This is a genomic window from Staphylococcus sp. MB377 (assembly GCF_001922505.1).
GTDB lineage: Bacteria > Bacillota > Bacilli > Staphylococcales > Staphylococcaceae > Staphylococcus > Staphylococcus haemolyticus.
The window spans coordinates 1-21396 of record NZ_MAON01000063.1 but is presented as its reverse complement, the minus strand read 5'-3'; the positions used below and the strand labels follow the sequence as shown (position 1 = coordinate 21396).

Annotated in this window: 23 protein-coding genes, 2 tRNA genes and 1 rRNA gene; 23 read left to right on the top strand and 3 right to left on the bottom strand. The window is 31.3% G+C overall.

Going from position 1 to position 21396, the window contains the following annotated elements:
- Positions 1–36 precede the first annotated feature (36 nt).
- Positions 37–912 carry a membrane protein insertase YidC gene (gene yidC, locus BB045_RS11425; RefSeq protein WP_037551964.1) on the top strand — a complete coding sequence of 292 codons (876 nt, stop codon included), beginning with the start codon at positions 37–39 and terminating at the stop codon, positions 910–912.
- A gap of 64 nt (positions 913–976) precedes the next feature.
- Here yidC and BB045_RS11420 read toward each other — a convergent pair whose 3' ends face one another.
- Complete coding sequence (locus tag BB045_RS11420; RefSeq protein WP_070440772.1) at positions 977–1618, bottom strand: HD domain-containing protein; 642 nt, start codon at positions 1616–1618, stop codon at positions 977–979.
- Positions 1619–1717: 99 nt separating this feature from the next.
- On the bottom strand, positions 1718–3202 hold the full coding sequence (gene cls / locus BB045_RS11415; RefSeq protein ID WP_075140784.1) for a cardiolipin synthase: 1485 nt from the start codon (positions 3200–3202) through the stop codon (positions 1718–1720).
- A gap of 156 nt (positions 3203–3358) precedes the next feature.
- On the opposite strand from cls, the gene csoR reads away from it, so the two are divergent.
- The 3 genes from csoR to BB045_RS12070 all read left to right on the top strand — a co-directional run bounded on the left by csoR (position 3359) and on the right by BB045_RS12070 (position 4145).
- The gene (csoR, locus tag BB045_RS11410) at positions 3359–3682 is read left to right on the top strand and encodes a copper-sensing transcriptional repressor CsoR (protein ID WP_053020047.1); all 324 of its coding nucleotides are present in this window, start codon (positions 3359–3361) and stop codon (positions 3680–3682) included.
- Positions 3683–3693: 11 nt separating this feature from the next.
- Positions 3694–3900, top strand: coding sequence for a putative copper chaperone CsoZ (gene csoZ / locus BB045_RS11405; RefSeq protein WP_070861619.1), 207 nt, complete (start codon positions 3694–3696; stop codon positions 3898–3900).
- A gap of 107 nt (positions 3901–4007) precedes the next feature.
- On the top strand, positions 4008–4145 hold the full coding sequence (locus tag BB045_RS12070; RefSeq protein WP_141738622.1) for an Lmo0850 family protein: 138 nt from the start codon (positions 4008–4010) through the stop codon (positions 4143–4145).
- A 48-nt stretch (positions 4146–4193) separates the two neighbouring features.
- On the opposite strand, the gene BB045_RS11400 is transcribed toward BB045_RS12070, so the two are convergent.
- Positions 4194–5384, bottom strand: a complete 1191-nt coding sequence (locus tag BB045_RS11400; protein ID WP_070861621.1) for an FtsW/RodA/SpoVE family cell cycle protein — start codon at positions 5382–5384, stop codon at positions 4194–4196.
- A gap of 417 nt (positions 5385–5801) precedes the next feature.
- Between BB045_RS11400 and BB045_RS11395 the strand changes: the two genes are divergently transcribed.
- The 19 genes from BB045_RS11395 to BB045_RS11305 all read left to right on the top strand — a co-directional run.
- A complete protein-coding gene (locus tag BB045_RS11395) occupies positions 5802–6872 on the top strand; it encodes a D-alanine--D-alanine ligase (RefSeq protein ID WP_053020221.1) in 1071 nt (356 codons plus the stop codon).
- A 15-nt stretch (positions 6873–6887) separates the two neighbouring features.
- Positions 6888–8243 carry a UDP-N-acetylmuramoyl-tripeptide--D-alanyl-D-alanine ligase gene (locus BB045_RS11390; protein WP_075140783.1) on the top strand — a complete coding sequence of 452 codons (1356 nt, stop codon included), beginning with the start codon at positions 6888–6890 and terminating at the stop codon, positions 8241–8243.
- Positions 8244–8513: 270 nt separating this feature from the next.
- Positions 8514–10025: a degradosome RNA helicase CshA gene (cshA, locus tag BB045_RS11385; protein ID WP_070861623.1), complete on the top strand. Its 1512-nt coding sequence runs from the start codon at positions 8514–8516 to the stop codon at positions 10023–10025.
- A gap of 165 nt (positions 10026–10190) precedes the next feature.
- Positions 10191–10670, top strand: coding sequence for a PH domain-containing protein (locus BB045_RS11380; protein WP_053020220.1), 480 nt, complete (start codon positions 10191–10193; stop codon positions 10668–10670).
- Positions 10663–12186, top strand: coding sequence for a PH domain-containing protein (locus tag BB045_RS11375; protein WP_075140782.1), 1524 nt, complete (start codon positions 10663–10665; stop codon positions 12184–12186). Before BB045_RS11380 ends, BB045_RS11375 begins: the two co-directional genes overlap by 8 nt.
- Entirely contained in the window at positions 12179–12706 is a 528-nt protein-coding gene (locus BB045_RS11370; protein WP_049426545.1) for a PH domain-containing protein, read from the top strand. Before BB045_RS11375 ends, BB045_RS11370 begins: the two co-directional genes overlap by 8 nt.
- A 9-nt stretch (positions 12707–12715) precedes the next feature.
- Positions 12716–13075 (top strand): holo-ACP synthase, encoded by a 360-nt coding sequence (gene acpS / locus BB045_RS11365; RefSeq protein WP_049426544.1) that lies wholly within the window; start codon positions 12716–12718, stop codon positions 13073–13075.
- Positions 13076–13169: 94 nt separating this feature from the next.
- Positions 13170–14318, top strand: coding sequence for an alanine racemase (gene alr, locus BB045_RS11360; protein WP_075140781.1), 1149 nt, complete (start codon positions 13170–13172; stop codon positions 14316–14318).
- 85 nt (positions 14319–14403) lie between these two features.
- Positions 14404–14574: a type II toxin-antitoxin system antitoxin MazE gene (gene mazE, locus BB045_RS11355; protein ID WP_049426542.1), complete on the top strand. Its 171-nt coding sequence runs from the start codon at positions 14404–14406 to the stop codon at positions 14572–14574.
- On the top strand, positions 14571–14936 hold the full coding sequence (locus tag BB045_RS11350; protein WP_011275272.1) for a type II toxin-antitoxin system PemK/MazF family toxin: 366 nt from the start codon (positions 14571–14573) through the stop codon (positions 14934–14936). Before mazE ends, BB045_RS11350 begins: the two co-directional genes overlap by 4 nt.
- Positions 14937–15243: 307 nt before the next feature.
- The gene (locus BB045_RS11345; RefSeq protein ID WP_053020219.1) at positions 15244–16245 is read left to right on the top strand and encodes a SpoIIE family protein phosphatase; all 1002 of its coding nucleotides are present in this window, start codon (positions 15244–15246) and stop codon (positions 16243–16245) included.
- Positions 16246–16343: 98 nt separating this feature from the next.
- A complete protein-coding gene (locus tag BB045_RS11340) occupies positions 16344–16670 on the top strand; it encodes an anti-sigma factor antagonist (RefSeq protein ID WP_049426540.1) in 327 nt (108 codons plus the stop codon).
- A gap of 28 nt (positions 16671–16698) precedes the next feature.
- Positions 16699–17151 carry an anti-sigma B factor RsbW gene (gene rsbW / locus BB045_RS11335; RefSeq protein ID WP_049426550.1) on the top strand — a complete coding sequence of 151 codons (453 nt, stop codon included), beginning with the start codon at positions 16699–16701 and terminating at the stop codon, positions 17149–17151.
- Entirely contained in the window at positions 17126–17896 is a 771-nt protein-coding gene (sigB, locus tag BB045_RS11330; protein ID WP_011275276.1) for an RNA polymerase sigma factor SigB, read from the top strand. The genes rsbW and sigB overlap by 26 nt, the downstream gene beginning before the upstream one ends.
- Before the next feature lie 249 nt (positions 17897–18145).
- A complete protein-coding gene (locus BB045_RS11325) occupies positions 18146–20293 on the top strand; it encodes a Tex family protein (RefSeq protein ID WP_075140779.1) in 2148 nt (715 codons plus the stop codon).
- A complete protein-coding gene (locus BB045_RS11320; protein WP_070440793.1) occupies positions 20286–20741 on the top strand; it encodes a SprT family protein in 456 nt (151 codons plus the stop codon). The genes BB045_RS11325 and BB045_RS11320 overlap by 8 nt, the downstream gene beginning before the upstream one ends.
- A 254-nt stretch (positions 20742–20995) precedes the next feature.
- A tRNA-Leu gene (locus BB045_RS11315) sits at positions 20996–21081 on the top strand.
- Positions 21082–21102: 21 nt separating this feature from the next.
- Positions 21103–21176 (top strand) — tRNA-Gly (locus tag BB045_RS11310).
- Positions 21177–21290: 114 nt separating this feature from the next.
- Positions 21291–21396: ribosomal RNA gene (locus BB045_RS11305) — 16S ribosomal RNA — on the top strand; the annotation flags it as partial.

The following is a 21396-nucleotide window of genomic DNA, read 5'->3' as shown; positions in this document are numbered from 1 at the left end:
TAATCTCTATGTGAATATATCAATAGAGGTGTAAAAATGAAGAAGAAAGCGTTACTACCTTTGTTATTAGGGGTAATGGTCTTTTTAGCCGGATGTGACTATTCTAAATCTAGTAATAGAGATGGATTTTTCTATAATACATTCGTAGAACCAATGTCTAAAGTATTACATTGGTTAGGCCATTCAGTATTTAACGATGACTACGGTATTGCAATTATCGTATTAGTTTTAGTAATACGTATTATCTTGTTACCATTCATGCTATCAAACTATAAAAATAGTCATTTGATGCGTGAAAAAATGAAAGTTGCCAAACCAGAAGTTGATGGCGTGCAAGAGAAAGTTAAACGTGCACGTACTCAAGAAGAGAAAATGGCAGCAAACCAAGAAATGATGGAAGTTTATAAGAAATACGATATTAATCCAATGAAGAGTGCATTAGGATGTTTACCTGTATTAATTCAAATGCCAGTTGTCATGGGATTATACTTTGTATTACGTTACCGTATTGGTGGCGGTATTGCAGAACATCCTCACTTCTTATGGTTTAATTTAATACATCCTGATATTTGGATTACTATTATTGCCGGTGTGCTTTACTTTATCCAAGCTTGGGTATCAAGTAAGCAAATGCCTCAAGAACAACGTCAAATGACATATATGATGATGATTGTATCACCAATCATGATTATTTGGATTTCATTAAGTTCGGCTTCAGCTTTAGGTTTATATTGGTCAGTCAGTGCGGCATTCTTGATTGTTCAAACATACTTCGCCAATATGTACTATGAAAAAGTTGCTCGAAGAGAAGTTGCACCAATGATTGAAAAATTTGAGGAAAATAATAGTAACTCAAATAAAAAAGGTAAAAACACTCAAGTCGTTTCTAAGAATAATAAAAAGAAAAAATAAATTAGTTTAATTGAAACTAGTAAGTAAAAAGGCCGATATCCTTACGTAGGGTATCGACCTTTTTTTATATATGCCATTCTTTATAAAATTGATTTAAAAACTGTTCCATAAACGCATGTCTTTCTCTAGCTAATTTTCGACCAGTTTCAGTATGCATTAAATCTTTTAATTTTAATAATTTATCATAAAAGTGACGTATAGCTGAAGGTTCTAAATTAGTAATCGTTTCAATATTAGGTATGTCTCTATGTGGTGATTCTGTCCACATTGGCTCATTAAAATGGCCTGAAAATTGAAATGCTCTAGCAATACCAATAGCACCAATCGCATCTAGTCGATCAGCATCCCTTACAATTTGTCCTTCAATAGGAAGGTCTACATGATTATTTTGTCCATTTCTATAACTTAAATGCTGAATGATGTAAATAATCTTTTTTTGTTGATCAAAAGATACACGAATGTTCTTTAAAAATGTTTTTAAACGATCTAAAGCATTGGCTTTATTTGTTAACTTATCATCAATGACATCATGAAGTAATGCAGATAATGTGATAATTAAATATTCTCCTTGTTGCTCGCATTTAGAGATTGTTTGAGCTAGTGACGTTACACGTTCTACATGTGCAATATCATGACCAGAATAATCATTTTTATGAAAATTTTTCATATAACGATGCGCTAATTCTATTTGTCGTGTTACATTCATTTTAATCTCCTTATTGTTCAGATAAGTTCGGGACTAAAGTATTATTTTAAGTCTATAATATTTTCAATGTAATTTTTTAAACTACTATATCTAAATTATCTATAGAATAGGTGAAAGTAATTGAGATATACCTTCTTTAAATTTAATCCACAGGCTTCGTTTATTATATAAGTCTTCAGTGAGTCGGTAGGATACTTTCATATCTTGAATAAATGCTTCTTTTAGTTGAGTTGCAATTGCTTCATCATAGATAAATGCGTTTACTTCAAAGTTCAATGTAAAACTACGATTATCCATGTTGGCAGTACCTACTGAAGCAATTTCATCATCAATAATTAATGTTTTGGAGTGTAAGAAACCATTATCATAATGATAGATTTTCACACCAGCTGATAATAGAGAAGCTGCGTTTTTTAAGGTAGCCCAATAAACAAAAGGATGATCAGGTTTATTAGGAATCATGATATTGACCTCTACACCACCTAAAGCTGCTATTTTAATTGCATCAATGAAGGCTTGATCAGGAATAAAATAGGGTGATTGAATATAAATAGATTGTTTAGCTGAAGAAATCATTTTCAAATAACCATATTTGATTTGCTCCCAATCTTCATCAGGACCACTTGAGGCAATTTGTACACCTATTGTTCCACCAGAGTCTACATCAGGAAAATAACGATCTTCATATTCGATTGAATCACGGTTTGATTGTGAATTCCAATCGAATATAAATCTCAGTTCAAGTGCGTTTACAGAATCTCCTTCTAATCGCAAATGAGTGTCTCGCCAATATCCAAATTTTTTATCTTTACCTAAATATTCGTCGCCTACATTAAAACCACCAACATAACCAATTTTACCGTCAATAATAACTATTTTTCTATGGTTTCGGTTATTCATACGGAGATTTATAAGTGGGAGTTTAGAAGGGAAGAAAGATTCAACATGTCCACCTTTTTGACGGAAGTGTTTTAAATCTTTTTTTCTTAAAGTTCTTGATCCCATATCATCGTATAACATTTTAACTTCTAAGCCCTCATCAAGTTTATCCTCAAGTGCTGAGAGAATTCGATGACCTAATTCATCACTTTTGAAAATATAGTATTGAATATGTATATAATCCTTTGCATTTTTAATATCACTTAATAATGCATCAAATTTTGCATGGCCATCAGTATAAATCTTGATTTGATTATCAGTAGTAAGGAATGCAGCATTGTTAAAAAGTAACATGCGTACCATTTCTTTAAACTTAACAATTTGATGATTACCTTTTGAGAAATCGTCGCTTTCTAATGCTTCAATTTGTTCATCGACAATCATAGCAAGCCCTTTACGGTCTTCCTTTTTCAATTTAAAAATACGATTGCTTTGAATTTGGCGTCCTAATAGTAAATATAAAATAAACCCTATAATTGGTAAAAATACTAAAACAAGTAGCCAAGCCCATATTGAACCAGCACTACGGCGCTCCATAAAGATAATAACAAACGCAAAAATTAAGTTTAATATAAAGGCAGCAATTAAAATGATATTAATAATCAATGAGGAATGCGTGAAAGACATTGAATATATTTCTACCATAGTACGCCTCCTGTTTATTTTTTAATTCTTGCAAGAATAAGATAAGTCTAGTACTTTCTTAAACTTAATTGTATCATGGCATTAACTAAATAGCATGACTCTTTTTCATGAAAATAAGTTACAGTGTTTGACGAATATGAAGGTAAATTATACGATATGATAGTACTATTAGAAAGGGTGACGACCTTGAATAATCATGAAAATGCACATCATTCCAAACAAATTAAAATGAATTTAAAATCAAGACTAAATCGTATTGAAGGGCAAGTTAGAGCGATTAATCGCATGATTGAAGAAGATGTATACTGTGATGACGTGCTAACTCAAATTAGAGCTACAAGATCTGCATTAAATAGTGTGGCCACTAAGTTGCTAGATCATCATATGAAAAGCTGTATCATGGATAAAGTGAATAACGGCGCTCAAGAAGAAGCGATGGAAGAATTGTTAGTGACATTTCAAAAATTAATGAAAGATTAGGGGTTAATTAAATGAACTTTAGTGAAATTAGAATTAGTGAATTAAATACTGAAGAGCAAGCTAATTCGCTCCAACATAGACTTGAGAAGATGATAGGTGTAGATGAAGTAATTGTAAAACTAAATGACCAATTAGTTAAAATTTCTTATGAAACACCAACGAATTTAAATAGTATTGAAAAAGAAATTTATGATGATGGTTATAAGGTATTAGGTTGATAAATTAAAATAATTTTGTTAAATATCAATTTTATGCTGAATTAATGTAGTAAAACATCGATAATTGGGGTAGTATAACTTTGAAGTCATAAAACGAGGTGAAAGCCATGAGTAATTCGGATAAATTGCAAAATGTTGTTAAATTATTATCGTCATTAGGTGTGAATATTAAAAAAACTAAAACTCGTTTAGACATTATTAATACATTGCCAGCTACAACACCTGTGCGCCAAGAACTTAAATAGTCTGCTAGCAATTGATAAAGGGAGAAGCGTAATCACTTTTAAATGTGATTACGCTTCTTTATTAGGCATTGTTTGTCTTTGATGGAAATGTATAGATAAGACGACACCTATACCAACCATTAAACTCCATAGTGAACTACCGCCGTAACTAATAAATGGTAATGGTATACCGGTAATAGGTAGTAATTGGATTGTCATACCTATATTTTGTAATATATGGAAGACAAGTAGTGATACATAGCCTATGATAAATATTTTGCTGAATGGAGATTCAACTTTCGTAGCAAGTCGAATTAAATGAAAAATTAATGCTAAAAAGATGAGTAGTAAAACTACAGCGCCTATAAATCCCATTTCTTCTCCAACTACTGAGAATATAAAATCTGTATGATTTTCAGGAATGTAAACCTCACCATGATTAAATCCTTTACCGAATAATTGACCAGACCCAATCGCTTTTAAAGATTCTGTTAAGTGATAACCGTCTCCAGCACTATATGAATATGGATCCAACCAAGAATTAATTCGCCCCATTTGATACATTTTCACACCTAGAAGGCTCTCAATTAACGTTGGTTTATAAATGATAGCTAATATAATAGTTCCTCCAAAAACAAAAGCGGCTATAAATAATGGTGCTAAGATTCTCCATGTAATACCGCTAACTAACATTATTCCTATAATAATAGCGCAAATCACAAGCGTCGTACCTAAGTCATTTTGTAATAAGATTAAAGCCATTGGTACTATTGAAATTCCTATGATTTTAAAAAACAAGACCAAATCAGTTTGAAAAGATTTATTAAAAGTAAAACGATTATGGTTAGAAACGCTCTTTGCTAGTGCTAGAATTAAGATGACCTTCATAAATTCTGAGGGTTGAATACTTACTGGTCCAAATGAATACCAACTTTTAGCACCATTAATGATTGGTGTAATAGATGTTTCAGGTAATATGAGTAAACCGATAAGTAGTACACAAAAGATAAAATAAAGAATATATGTATTATTTCTAATCTTTTTAGGTGAAATAAGCATAATAACTAATGCGATAATAGTACCTAATATGTAATATATGATTTGGCGAATACTAAAGTTTGCACTATATTGTCCTCCACCCATAGCTGAACTAATCGTAGTAACACTTATAATGGCAAGTATGGTTAATAATGCTACAAGTATCCAGTCTATCTTACGTAGCCAATGTTTTGAAGGCTGTTGACGGGATGAATATTTCATGAGAAAACTCCTTAAATTCTTATAATCGAACGATTAATATTATATACAAATTTTACATGACTTTATATTAATTTGCTAGAAAATAACAGGCAGAATATAGAAAACTAAAAATTCTATCTAAAATTGTGTTTGAATTATGATTGGTAAATTATTCTAATAAAAACCAAAAAAATTATTTAAACATAATTAGATTTAAGTTGATAAATGCAAAATCACTTTAGACTGTGATAATATTGATTTTTAGAAAGCATAGTTTAAACTAAATAAAATTTATAAAATATTGATAGTTAACTAAAAAGAAAAAGTAAAAATGAATTGAAAGAGATATAGACATTTGTAAGAAGTTGAAATAACGTAATAGTTTAATACTTCTCATAAATGATTGAGTTATGATCTTTCTTAATGGAGGAACTACTTATGGTGAAAGAAAACATTTGTATCGTATATGGTGGTAAAAGTGCTGAACATGATGTTTCTAAATTGACTGCGCAAAATGTTCTTAATGCAATTGATAAAGAAAGATATTTAGTGGATATCATTTATATTACGAATGATGGCTTATGGAAGAAAAAAGAAAATATCACTGAGGAAATTAAAGAAATTGAATCCCTAAATATGACAGATATAGAAGCGGGCGAAATCACTATTTTGCTTAAAGAAAGTAGCGATGGTAAACCTTATGATGCTATATTCCCATTACTTCATGGCCCTAATGGTGAAGATGGAACAATTCAAGGGTTATTTGAAGTTCTTGATTTACCATATGTTGGGAATGGTGTACTAGCTGCATCAAGTTCAATGGATAAACTTGTCATGAAACAATTATTTGAACATAGAGGATTGCCTCAATTACCTTACATTAGTTTCTTAAGAAGTGAATATGAAAAATATGAGGGTAACATTATTAAACTCGTTAAAGATAAACTTACATATCCAGTATTCGTAAAACCTGCAAATCTTGGTTCAAGTGTAGGTATTAGTAAATGTAATAATGAGGATGAATTAAAATCAGGTATTGAGGAAGCTTTCCAATTTGACCGTAAACTTGTTATTGAACAAGGTATTAATGCTCGTGAAGTTGAAGTAGCTGTATTAGGCAATGACTATCCTGAAACAACATGGCCAGGAGAGGTTATCAAAGATGTTGCATTCTATGATTACAAATCAAAATATAAAGACGGTAAAATCAGTTTACAAATTCCTGCAGAATTAGATGAAGAAGTACAAATGACATTAAGAAACATGGCATTGGAAGCATTTAAAGCTACAGATTGTTCGGGATTAGTACGTGCGGATTTCTTTGTTACTGAAGACAATCAAATTTTTATTAATGAAACAAATGCAATGCCTGGATTCACAGCATTTAGTATGTATCCAAGTTTATGGGAGAATATGGGCTTATCTTATTCTGACCTAATCACAAAATTAATTGACCTAGCTAAAGAACGTCACGAGGATAAAAAGAAAAACAAATACACAATTGACTAAGAGAGGGATTCATAAATGATAGAAGTTTCTTTACAGCAAATTCAGGAATGGATACCTTGTGATATTGATTCACAATATTTACAACAAACCATCAAAGGTGTGACGATCGATTCACGTGCAATCAAAACTAATATGTTATTTATACCATTTAAAGGTGAGAACGTAGATGGTCATCGCTTTGTTTCACAGGCGTTAAAAGATGGTGCTGGTGCTTCTTTCTATGAAAAAGGCCATGACATTGATGATAATGTGGAAGGACCTATTATATGGGTAGACAATACATTAATTGCGTTACAACAATTAGCTAAAGCATATCTTAAACATGTGAACCCTAAAGTAATAGGTGTTACTGGTTCAAACGGTAAAACAACTACAAAAGATATGATTGAGAGTGTATTACACACTGAATTTAAAGTTAAAAAAACGCAAGGTAATTACAATAATGAAATAGGCTTACCATTAACTATTTTAGAGCTTGATTTAGATACAGAGATTTCAATATTAGAAATGGGTATGTCTGGATTCCATGAAATAGAATTACTTTCTAATATAGCAGAACCAGATATTGCTGTTATTACAAATATTGGTGAATCACATATGCAAGATTTAGGTTCTCGTGAAGGCATTGCTAAAGCTAAATCTGAAATAACAATTGGACTTAAAAAAGAGGGAACATTCATCTATGATGGTGATGAACCATTGCTTGAACCACATGTTAAAGAAATCAAACATGCAAAATGTTTAAGTGTAGGTTTGAAACAAGATAATGCTTTAGTATGCGAAGTAGAACATAGTGAAAATGATGGCATTGCTTTCTCTATTAACGGTAATGAACATTATAAATTACCTATTCTTGGAATCCATAATATGAAAAATGCAGCTATCGCAATTGCTATTGGTCATGAACTAGGACTGAAATATGAGACTATTCAATATAACATTAATCATGTTCAACTCACTGGTATGCGAATGGAACGCCATATTACTGATGATGATATTACTATCATAAATGATGCTTATAATGCCAGTCCTACAAGTATGAAAGCCGCAATTGATACTTTGAGTCAAATGGAAGGTAGAAAAATTATTGTACTTGCTGACTCACTTGAATTAGGGGAAAATAGTCGTTCAATGCACGAAGAGGTAGGCGCATATTTAGAAGGTAAAAACATCCATACTTTATTAACATATGGCAAAGATGCAAAGTATATTAGTGATATAGGAGGTCAATTTGTTGACCACGTTGAATATTTTATTGATAAACAACAATTAACTCAATATTTAATAAATAACTTAGTTGCTAACGACAAAGTTCTTGTAAAAGGTTCAAGAGGAAATAAACTTGAAGAAGTTGTAAATAAATTGATTTAATTATTTTCAAAATTACTATCATGCTAAGCAAGTCACTAATTAGGAATCTAAATCCTTTAGTGGCTTGTTTTTTTACTTTAAAAATTTAAATAATAAGTGAAAAATGTAAACGCTATTATATGAAAATAGATTTGAAAACGAGTTTATCTATAAAATTGCTTTATTGCGATATGTAATTTTAGGTGGTACTATATAGAAGTTGACGTAATAAGAGGACCTTATATACACAAACGTATATTGATAAATAAGAAAGTTAAAAGGAGAATTATATTGCAAAATTTTAAAGAACTAGGGATTTCGGATAAAACAGTTGAGACCCTTGAAGCAATGGGCTTTAAGGAACCCACACCTATCCAAAAAGATAGTATCCCTTATACATTAGAAGGAAAAGACATCCTTGGACAAGCTCAAACTGGTACTGGTAAAACGGGAGCGTTCGGGATTCCTTTAATAGAAAAAGTTGTAGGTCAATCAGGTGTGCAAGCTTTAATATTAGCACCTACAAGAGAATTAGCTATGCAAGTAGCTGAACAATTAAGAGAATTTAGTCGTGGTCAAAATGTACAAGTTGTAACGGTATTTGGTGGTATGCCAATCGATCGACAAATTAAAGCTTTAAAAAGAGGACCACAAATCGTTGTAGGTACACCAGGACGTGTCATTGACCACTTAAATAGACGTACATTAAAAACAAATGGTATTCATACATTAATTTTGGATGAAGCAGATGAAATGATGAACATGGGCTTCATCGATGATATGAGATTCATTATGGATAAAATTCCAGCTGAGCAAAGACAAACAATGTTATTCTCAGCAACAATGCCTAAAGCAATCCAATCTTTAGTACAACAATTCATGAAATCTCCTCAAATCGTTAAGACAATGAACAACGAAATGTCAGACCCTCAAATTGATGAATATTATACAATTGTGAAAGAACTTGAAAAGTTCGATACATTTACTAATTTCTTAGATGTACACCAACCTGAATTAGCCATTGTCTTCGGTAGAACAAAACGTCGTGTGGATGAATTAACAAGTGCTTTATTATCTAAAGGTTACAAAGCAGAAGGCTTACATGGTGATATCACACAAGCTAAACGTTTAGAAGTATTGAAGAAATTTAAAAATGATCAAATCGATATATTAGTTGCTACAGACGTTGCAGCACGTGGTTTAGATATTTCAGGTGTAAGTCATGTATATAACTTTGACATTCCTCAAGATACTGAAAGCTATACACATAGAATCGGACGTACAGGAAGAGCTGGTAAAGAAGGCATCGCTGTTACATTCGTAAATCCAATTGAAATGGATTACATCCGTCAAATAGAAGATGCAAATGGAAGACGCATGAACGCTTTAAGACCACCTCACCGCAAAGAAGTATTAAAAGCGCGTGAAGATGATATTAAAGATAAAGTGAAAAATTGGATGTCACGAGAAAGTGAAGCACGTTTGAAACGTATCTCAAGCGAGTTATTAGAAGAATATGATAGTACTGAATTAGTTGCATCATTACTACAAGAATTAGTAGAAGCAAATGATGAAGTGGAAGTACAATTAACATTTGAAAAACCATTAGCACGTAAAAATCGCCAAGGTAAAGGTAATGGATCACGTCGTGGTGGAAAACGTAATAACAAGTTCGATAATAAAAACAAACGTTCAAAAGGTAACTTTAATAAGAAAAAAGGTAAAAAACCTGACCGTCGTGAAAGACAAGACAAAGGTAGATCTACGATGAAAGGTCGAACATTCGCAGATTTACAAAAATAAAATAATTCAATATTGGATTTTATAATCAAACCATCTCATGCTTTTGAGGTGGTTTTAAATTTGATTAAATAGTAGAAGTAATTTAACAATTTCGCATATTCAGCAAGGTCAGTAAGCCTCACACTAAATATGATATAATAAAATAAAATTGCAAAGGAGTATATTATGAAGGTAGAAAGTTCATTTCATAAAAGTCCTAAGAATGCACTGACATACCACTGGTTTAATAGTGGTATCTTATTTTTAATAGAACTGATTATCATTGTTGCACTATTCTCAATGTGGCGATATTTTAATTGGTACCACTTTATTGTCTACATACTTATCTTCTTAGTCTTCATTTCGGTTATTCGTTTGCTATTACAACCCATTATTAATTATAAATATCGTTTTTATAGGGTTAATGATAGAAATGTCGAAGTTAAAAAGTCTTTTATTTTAAAAAAACACCAAATGACTAAAATTGAACGGCTACAATTTTTAGAAATTAAAAGTAATCCTATTTTAAAGCTACTAAATTTAAATATTTTAATTTTTGTAACAGCAGGACATGAACTAAAATTACCAATTGTCTCAGAAGAAGAAATGAACCAATTATCAGAAGATATTTTTATAGCATTGCGAGGTGCTGATTCAGATGTTTAATCCTCAAAAATTGCATCCAATTTCATACATAACAGGGATAATAGATGTAATTAAACGAAATATTTTTACATTTATCATATTAGTTGGTTTTAATATATGGAATTTTGATTTTACAGAAATTCGTCATTATATTGGGCCATCAATCTTCTTGTTTATCTTTATATTGACGTTTATACATCGATTTTTAGAAATTAAAGTTACAAGATATTGGATTGAAAACGACCAATTTATTGTTACATCTGGATGGTTAAATAAAAAAAGAAAAGAACTAAATCTAAGTAGAATTCAGTCATTAGATACAACACAGGGTTTGATTAACCAAATCGTTGGTGGCGTTAGTTTACAAATTAAAACGCCAAGTGATGGCATTGAATTGGCAACAATAACGAAGAAACAGAGTGAGTTCATTGAACAAACCATACGTATGAGACAAAAAGAATTAAATAATGATACTCAAGAATATTTAATCAATGATGAATCGGATGAAAATGAACTAAAAACGGAGCAATATAATGCATCGACAAGTGTAACAGAAAGTAATTCAGAACATGTGTTCAATATGTCCTTAACTTCATTAATTCTAATGGCTATGACGAGTGGGGCAATAGGTGTGGCCTTTGCTGCCGTTTCGCCAATAGTAGGTGCATTTCAAGATATTATACCTTGGGATAAATGGACGTCTAATCTATGGCATTGGGTAAATTCTGTATTTATTATTGTGCTGTTTGTTGTTGCATCGATTTTAATCATTAGTTATGTTTTAGGAACTATAATTACGATTATACGTTATTATAACTACAAAGTTGTACAACAGGGGAATCATCTTAAAATTAGTTATGGTCTTTTTAATGTGAAAAATCTAACAGTTCCAACTGATCGACTACAAGCAGTGTTAGAGAAACAATCTTTCTTAAGAAAAATATTTGGATATACCTCTATACACTTTATTATCACGAGTGATATGGATATAGAGTCTAATGATGATGCAAGTGACAATGGTAAAATTATGATATTACCATTTATAAAACAAAAAGAAGCATATGAAATTATTGGAAAGCTCGTACCAGAAATGAAGTTTAATAAGGTCGAAAACGTTATGCCATGGAGAGGATTTCATCGTCACTTCTTTATACCAAGTATTATCATTTTAATTTTAGCTAGTATCGGAACTTATTTTTGGAGTGCATGGAGCTTTTTAATCGCTTTGATGATAATTATTGTGATGATGTATCATGCATATATCTACGTTAAAAATGCTGGCTTAGTGATAGAGAATGATGAAATAACTTTGAAACGTGTAAGCACTTTTGGTTTTCAAACATATTACTTCAAAACGGATAAAATTATAGGTATAGAAACGAGCCAACATCCTTTTCTCGAAAGAAGTCATTTAGCAAATTTATATTTCCTTATTGCTAAGGGATCAATATTTGAGTTTATGGAATTAAAGTTCATAAGAGAAGATACATCGCAACGCTACGTTGATGCGTATTTAAGAGGTGAGTACGATGTCTAATTATAATTATATGAATAAAAACGGCCCTAAAGTGATGAGGATTGCTTCAATGATTACTACCATTATTTTTACAATTATAGTGATAATAGCAAGTATTTTATGTGATTTATACATTGAGGAAATGAGTCGCGCATTACTTGTAAGTCTTGCGATAGCACTAATCATTTTATGTTGTGTTGTTTTTATAGTTATAACACCATTTTTAAAATATAAAAATTTTCGATATTTTTATTCAAACGATGAAATTTATATAAGAAGAGGCATTATTTTTATCAATACTAAAATTATTCCATTTTATCGAATTCAGAATATCGATATTGAAGAAGGTTTTTTAATGAGAAAATATAAGTTAGCATCATTGCATTTGTCGACTGCAGGAGGCGTTTCTCAAATAGACTTAATTGCAAAGAAAGATGCAATAAAACTTAAACAAATGATACAAAAAAAGAAAAATATTCAGCAAAATGATATTAGTGAAATGAATACGAAAATTGATCATTCAAATATACCTAGTGAGTGAGGGGTTAGCATGATACATGGAATAGGTATTGATTTAATAGAAATTGAAAGAATTAAAAAAGCTTTTGAGAAACAAAAAGACAAGTTAGTAAAGAGAATTTTAACACAAGAAGAGGAACATCAATTTCATTCATTTAAAAGTGAAAAGAGAAAATTTGAATATTTATCTGGTCGTTTCGCAACCAAAGAAGCTTTCAGTAAAGCATTAGGTACAGGCTTAGGAAAAACAGTGGCATTCAAAGACATTAATTGTTACAACGATATAAAAGGTAAACCATGTATAGATTACAATGGTTTTATCGTACATGTTTCAATAACTCATACAGAACATTATGCGATGAGTCAAGTTTTGTTAGAAAAGAGAGATTAACAGTATTATAATAAAAATAATTTCTACCTCGTATATTGAACGAGTTAAATCAATAATAAACAAGATTTTTTACTAATTAAGAGGAGGATTACGTATGTCAGATAAATTCTATAGATCAACTTATTTAAACGTAGATTTATCAGCGATTTTAAATAACTATAATACTGTTAGAACGTTGCATAGCGATAAAACAGTTATAACAGTAGTAAAAGCTAATAGTTATGGTTTAGGTAGCGTTAAAATCGCACAACATTTAATGAAAAACGGTGCTGACTTTTTTGCAGTAGCAACTCTTGATGAAGCTATTGAATTACGTATGCATGGAATTAATGCTCAAATACTTATCCTAGGTGTCATTCCTCTTGAAGATATAAATAAAGCTATTCAACACAGAGTTGCTTTGACTGTACCATCATTACAATGGATACAACATGCAATAGAATTAATTACTGATGATAATGAAAAGAATTTATGGCTACATGTGAAACTCGACACAGGTATGGGCAGACTTGGAATTAAATCACTGGAAGAATATAAAGAAGTCATTGACTTAATTCAAAGTCATTCTCATTTAGTATTCGAAGGTGTATATACGCACTTTGCTAATGCTGATGAACCTGGCGACTCAATGGATCATCAATATGAACAATTTGAAACCTTAGTAACTCAAGCTGAGAAACCTAAATTCATACATTCTCAAAATTCAGCTGGTTCTTTATTGAGAAACTTTGAATTATGTAATGCAGTTAGACTTGGTATTTCACTTTATGGTTATTATCCGTCAGAGTACGTAAAAGAAAAAGTTGAAACTGAATTACAACCAAGTGCGCAATTATTAACACAAGTTGTCCAAACTAAGTATTTAAAAGTTGGAGAATCGGTAAGTTATGGCAGTACATATACAGCAACTGAAGATATAAAGATCGCGATTTTGCCAATTGGATATGCAGATGGATACTTACGTTCAATGCAAGGGGCATTTGTTAATGTCAAAGGCCATCAATGTGAAGTCATAGGTCGAGTATGTATGGATCAAATGATAATTAAAGTGCCAGATGATGTAAAAGAGGGGGACACTGTGACACTTCTAGATAATACTTATGATTCACCTCAATCAGCTGAAACTTTAGCTCAAAAACAAGACACGATTAGCTATGAAGTTTTATGTAATTTAGGTAGACGTTTACCTAGAATCTATCAAGTTGATGACCAGATGCATGTAACTAATGAATTATTAAAATAGTATAGTCACTTGAAATGAAATTTGTTATTATAAAATTAATTAAAGTTTATAATGTCTTATTTGGTATCAAGTGGAGGTTCATATTATGCTTACTTTCAATCAAAATAGAAGTCACAGTCTTGAACAATCTTTAAAAGAAGGCTATTCACAAATGGCTGAATTAAATCTCTCCCTAGCGACAGAAGCTTTTCCTCTAGAATGCGAAGCTTGTGATTGCAACGAAACGTACATTATTTCTAATTATAAAAGTGAATGATTAGAAGAGGCGATGTATATTTAGCTGATTTGTCACCAGTACAGGGCTCAGAACAAGGGGGAGTCAGACCTGTAGTTATCATTCAAAACGATACTGGCAACAAATATAGTCCTACCGTAATCGTTGCTGCGATTACGGGAAGGATTAATAAAGCGAAAATACCCACACATGTTGAAATCGAGAAAAAGAAATACAGACTTGATAAAGATTCAGTAATTCTACTCGAGCAAATTAGAACATTAGATAAAAAACGACTAAAAGAAAAATTAACATATCTATCTGATGAGAAAATGCAAGAAGTAGATGAAGCACTAGACATTAGTCTAGGACTGCATGATGAAGTTAAAACGCAAAACACATAACTTAATTTATGTATAATTCAAAAGTATTTCATTTTAACTATTAAAGACAATATTTTAAATTCAGTTATTCGAATTTTCGTACTTTAATTTCTATGTACTTAATACATATTAGTCCTATTTGAAGATAAGTACTAGATTAATTGATAGTCTTTAGTTGTTGACTTTAGGTAATTCCTAAAGTCTTTTTTAAATATAAAGTATATTATTTAATATTATGGTTTTAACAATAATGAATTTTATTAATAAATATCAAATGCATATAAAAAAGTTCTAAGTGTTAGATATATTGAAGCGAGGAGGCAGATTTGTGGAAGAATGTAAGCAGCATTATAAGCAACTTATTGATGAAAGTTTAGTTACGCAAAATAAACAACAATTTCTAGAAAAGTGTAATGATTTTACAGATGAAGTAATTAAAAAAGATATTCTACCTGAAGATATTGTGAATATACACAAATCATATGTAACCTCCTTAAATTTAAATAAACAACAAATTTTTGATACATTAGATGTGTTACAAGAGGTTGTAAAAGGGTTTGGATATAGTTATCGTGACTACCAAAAGTTAGTTGATAAAATGCAATTCCACGATAAAGAAATTGATTTAGCTTCTAGGCTTCAACAGACAATGTTAAAAACTGATATCCCTCAATTTGATAGTATACAGATTGGTGTGATTTCTGTTGCTGCTCAAAAAGTGAGTGGCGACTATTTTAATTTAATTGATCATAGAGATGGAACGATGAGTTTCGCTATTGCTGATGTTATAGGTAAAGGAATTCCAGCTGCATTAGCTATGAGTATGATTAAATTCGGAATGGACTCCTATGGGCATTCCCAATTACCAAGTGATGGATTGAAACGTCTTAATCGTGTTGTGGAGAAAAACGTAAATCAAAATATGTTTGTGACCATGTTTTACGGATTATATGAAGAAATGAACCATCTACTTTATTGTAGTTCTGCAGGTCATGAACCTGGATATATATATAGAGCGGAAACTGAAACATTTGAAGAAATTGAAGTTAGAGGAAGAGTCTTAGGTGTAAGTCAGCACACTCGTTATAGTCAACAAGAAATTCCCATTCATTTAGATGATTTAGTTATCATATTTACTGATGGTGTTACAGAAGCAAGATACACAGATGGCGAATTCATAGCTAAAGACACATTGTTGAACCTCATACGTAAGTATAAGCATATGCATCCACAAGATATAGTACAAATATTATATGAAGCTATATTAAAAATACAAAACCCTAACAAACGTGACGATATGACTATTATGATTATAAAACGTGTAAATTAAATATTAAATTTTTAGATTATATAAATCTAACTATGGGTATACTTACTAAAGTATACATATTATTAGTAACAAAAGACTAAACTAGGAGTGTAAGAACTATGAACCTTAACATTGAGACGATAACACATGATGAATATTATGAAGTCATTGTGGCTGGGGAATTAGATGTTTATACAGTACCTGAATTAGAAGAAGTTTTGATGCCAATGCGTCAAGAAGGTACTCATGATATTCACGTGAATGTGACAAACGTTAGTTATATGGATTCTACAGGATTAGGTTTATTTGTAGGAACATTAAAAGCTTTGAATCAAAATGATAAAGAATTATATATTTTAGGTGTATCAGATAGAATCGGAAGATTATTTGATATTACTGGCCTTAAGGACTTAATGCATGTCAATGAAGGAACGGAGGTAGAGTAACTTGCCTATTAAAAATGATTATATCGAGATGAAATTACCTGCCTCTGCTGAGTATGTGAGTTTAATTCGTTTAACTCTATCAGGTGTATTCTCAAGAGCAGGCGCATCTTACGACGATATAGAAGATTCTAAAATTGCAGTAAGTGAAGCCGTTACTAACGCAGTGAAGCATGCTTATAAAAATGATGAAATAAATGGTATGATTAATTTATGTTTTGAGTTATTTGATGATAAAATAAAAATAGTTATCTCTGATCAAGGTGAAAGTTTTGATTATGAAACGACTAAATCACAGCTAGGACCTTACGATGAGAATGAAAATATCGATTTCTTACGTGAAGGCGGACTTGGTTTATTCTTAATTGAATCCTTGATGGATGAAGTGAAAGTCTTTAAAGAATCTGGTGTAACAATCAGCATGATTAAGTATATAAAAAAAGAGCAGGTGCCAAATAATGACGAAAGAGTCGAAATCAGTTAATGATGTATCACCTGAGCAAATTAACCAATGGATTAAAGAACATCAAGATAACGCTAATACAGAAGCTCAAGATAGATTAGTTAATCATTATCGAAAATTAATTGAATCTTTAGCTTATAAGTATTCTAAAGGACAATCACATCATGAAGATTTAGTTCAAGTTGGTATGGTTGGTTTAATAGGTGCTATTAACAGATTTGATTTGTCTTTTGATCGCAAATTTGAAGCATTCCTAGTACCGACCGTTATTGGTGAGATTAAGAGATATTTAAGGGATAAAACTTGGAGTGTCCATGTTCCTAGAAGAATAAAAGAAATAGGCCCACGTATCAAAAAAGTAAGCGATGAACTAACAAATGAGTTGGAAAGATCTCCATCAATTGCAGAAATTGCTGACCGTTTAGAAGTTTCAGAAGAAGAAGTGTTAGAAGCTATGGAAATGGGTCAAAGCTATAACGCGCTTAGTGTTGATCATTCAATTGAGGCAGATAAAGATGGTTCAACAGTAACTCTATTAGATATCATGGGGCAAAAAGATGATAATTATGACTTAACTGAAAAACGTATGATTCTTGAACGTATTTTGCCTATTCTCTCAGATAGAGAAAGAGAAATTATTCAATGCACGTTCATAGAAGGATTAAGCCAGAAAGAAACTGGGGAACGTATTGGATTAAGTCAAATGCATGTATCACGCTTACAAAGAACTGCAATTAAGAAATTGCAACAAGCTGCTAAACAATAAAATATTACATTTAGAGTCTAGAACATTAATTATATAAAACTATAGTGGACAGTCGCAATTGTTGCACGTATTGATAAGAAGTTCAACTAGTAGTTTTTCAGTTCTAGTCATCTATGTGGGGGTGGGACAATGAATTCACTATGAATTCTATCCGACTCCTTTTTTACTTTTGAATTAAAAAAGCAATGCTTAAAATTAAATATTGTATACTTAGAGAAATAAGAATTTTTGAAAAGTGTGGTTATATAAATGGATAAAATGTTAATGAATGAAATAGTTTCTAAATATCAATTTTCTGAAAAACAAGTAAAATCCGTATTAGAATTGCTAGAAGAAAATAATACTGTTCCTTTTATAGCAAGATATCGTAAAGAAGCAACGGGTGGTTTGGATGAAGTTCAAATCAAACAAATTTCTGACGAATATCAATATGTTGCAAATTTACAGAAAAGAAAAGATGAAGTTATACATAATATTGAACAACAGGGTTTATTAACAAATGAATTAAAAGAAGATATTCTTAAACAAACCAAATTGCAGCGTGTCGAGGATCTTTATAGACCTTTTAAACAAAAAAAGAAAACAAGAGCAACTGAAGCTAAGCGAAAAGGACTTGAAAGTTTAGCCCAATGGATTAGTGATGGTCAACAGGGTGAATTGAGTCAACAAGCTGAGGCGTATATTAATGATGAAGTAGCTACTGTTGACGAGGCAATTCAAGGAGCGTTAGATATCATTGCTGAACACGTTTCAGATAATCCTAAGTATCGCAGTCGTATATTGAAAGATATTTATAGGCAAGGAAATATTGTAACGGCTAAGAAGAAAAAAGCGGATGATGAAAAAGAAACATTTGCAATGTACTATGATTATGTGGAACCTATTAAGAACGTTGCTAATCATAGAGTGCTAGCTATGAATCGTGGTGAAAAAGAAAAAGTGCTTTCAGTCAAAGTAGAATTTGATACTCAACAAGTAGCAAGTGCTATTGAAAAAAATGAGGTTAAAAATAATAATCCACATGGAGATTATATAAAATTAGCAATTGAAGACAGTTTAAAAAGATTAATAATGCCTTCGATTGAAAGAGAAATACGCGCTGATTTAACTGAGAAAGCCGAACAACATGCTATTGAGGTCTTTAGTGAAAATTTAAATCACTTATTGTTGCAACCGCCTATGAAAGGTAAGCAAATATTAGGAGTTGACCCAGCATTTAGAACAGGATGTAAACTAGCAGTCATTAATCCTTATGGGACTTTTGTTGATAAAAGTGTAATTTATCCACATCCACCTAAATCTAAAGTAGAAGCATCTGAAAAAGAAATTGTCCGAATGATTAAAGAAAATAATATAGAACTTATTGCAATTGGTAATGGTACAGCAAGTCGTGAAACTGAACATTTCGTTGCTGATGTTATCAAAAAATATAATTTAGATATTAAATTTATTATTGTCAATGAAGCGGGGGCCTCAGTGTATTCTGCTTCAGAAATTGCTAGATCTGAGTTTCCTAATTTTCAAGTTGAAGAACGAAGTGCTGTTTCAATAGGAAGACGAGTTCAAGACCCATTAAGTGAATTAGTTAAAATAGATCCTAAATCTATTGGTGTGGGTCAATATCAACATGACGTAAATCAGAAAGAACTTGAAAGTGCATTAACATTTGTTGTTGAAACAGCCGTAAACCAAGTCGGTGTAGATGTAAATACAGCATCCAAATCTCTATTACAGTATGTTTCTGGTCTATCTAGCGCAATAGCTCAAAACATTATTGATTACCGTGAAGAAAATGGAGCAATCAAGCACAATAAAGAAATAAGTAAAGTGAAACGATTAGGTGCTAAAACATTCGAACAAAGTATAGGATTTTTGCGTATTGTAGATGGCTCTGAACCACTTGATAATACATCAATTCACCCTGAGAGTTATGATGTGACATATGAATTATTGACTGTTTTAAATTTTGATATCAATGATTTAGGTACTGACAAGTTAAAAAATGAATTATCCAAAATAAACACAAATCAAATAGCTGAACAATTAAATGTTGGAGTACCAACCTTAGAGGATATTATTAAATCTCTAACGGCACCTAATCGAGATCCTCGTGATGAGTTTGAAACACCTATCCTAAAATCTGATGTACTATCTATTGAAGATTTAAAAGAAGGTATGAAATTAAGTGGAACAGTAAGAAATGTTGTTGATTTCGGAGCATTTGTAGATATAGGTGTGAAACAAGACGGATTAGTACACGTATCTAAATTATCAAAAAAATTCGTCAAAAATCCTATGGATATAGTTAGTGTTGGAGATATAGTAGAAGTTTGGATTCTTGATATTGATCAAAATAAAGAAAAAGTTTCTCTAACAATGATTGATCCACATGAATAATAATGAACTTCAAAATATGGTTGAAAGCATTTCAAACCGATATTTTAATGAATCTTTTCGTCATAATGCTTTGTTTAATAATAAGCTACGTACTACAGGTGGACGTTATATTTTAGATTCACATAACATTGAAATTAATCCTAAACAATATCAATATTATGGTAAAAATGCATTAATCGATATAATTAAACATGAATTATGTCACTATCATCTGCATTTAGGTGGAAAAGGTTATAAACATAAAGATCCAGACTTTAAAATGTTGAGTAAGCAAGTCGGTGCTCCGAGATTTTGTAAACCTATTCAATCATATGAAGCCCGTGCTAATTATTTATATAAATGTCAATCATGTGGTTGCAAATATTTAAGGATAAGGAAAGTAGATGTTCGGAAGATGAGGTGTGGAATTTGCAATGGAAAGTTGTCACTAATCGAACATTTAACTTAGCTACTAAGTAACTAAAATTGAAATTCAGGTCTACTTTTACATTAATTGTAGATCTGAATATTTTTGTTTATTAAATGTTGACATTAATTATAAAAAAATGTATAGTGTATATCGTTGCTTTATTAAAAGAGTTAAACATTAATTGATTGTAAAACGTATTTAAAAATATGTTAAAAAGTTATTGACATTTCATTACAAAACATTTACAATAATTTATGTTCTCGATAGTTAATAGTAATTATTGCGTTTTGCCAGCGGTCGTGGCGGAATGGCAGACGCGCTAGGTTGAGGGCCTAGTGGGAGAAATCCCGTGGAGGTTCAAGTCCTCTCGGCCGCACCAAATAAACTTTTAATTTAATATGCGGGTGTAGTTTAATGGCAAAACCTCAGCCTTCCAAGCTGATGTTGTGGGTTCGATTCCCATCACCCGCTCCATTATTAATGAACATTGAAAACTGAATGACAATATGTCAACGTTAATTCCAAAAACAGTAACTTAAATGTTATAAACACTATTTAGTATTATGAGCTAATCAAACATCATAAATTTTTATGGAGAGTTTGATCCTGGCTCAGGATGAACGCTGGCGGCGTGCCTAATACATGCAAGTCGAGCGAACAGATAAGGAGCTTGCTCCTTTGACGTTAGCGGCGG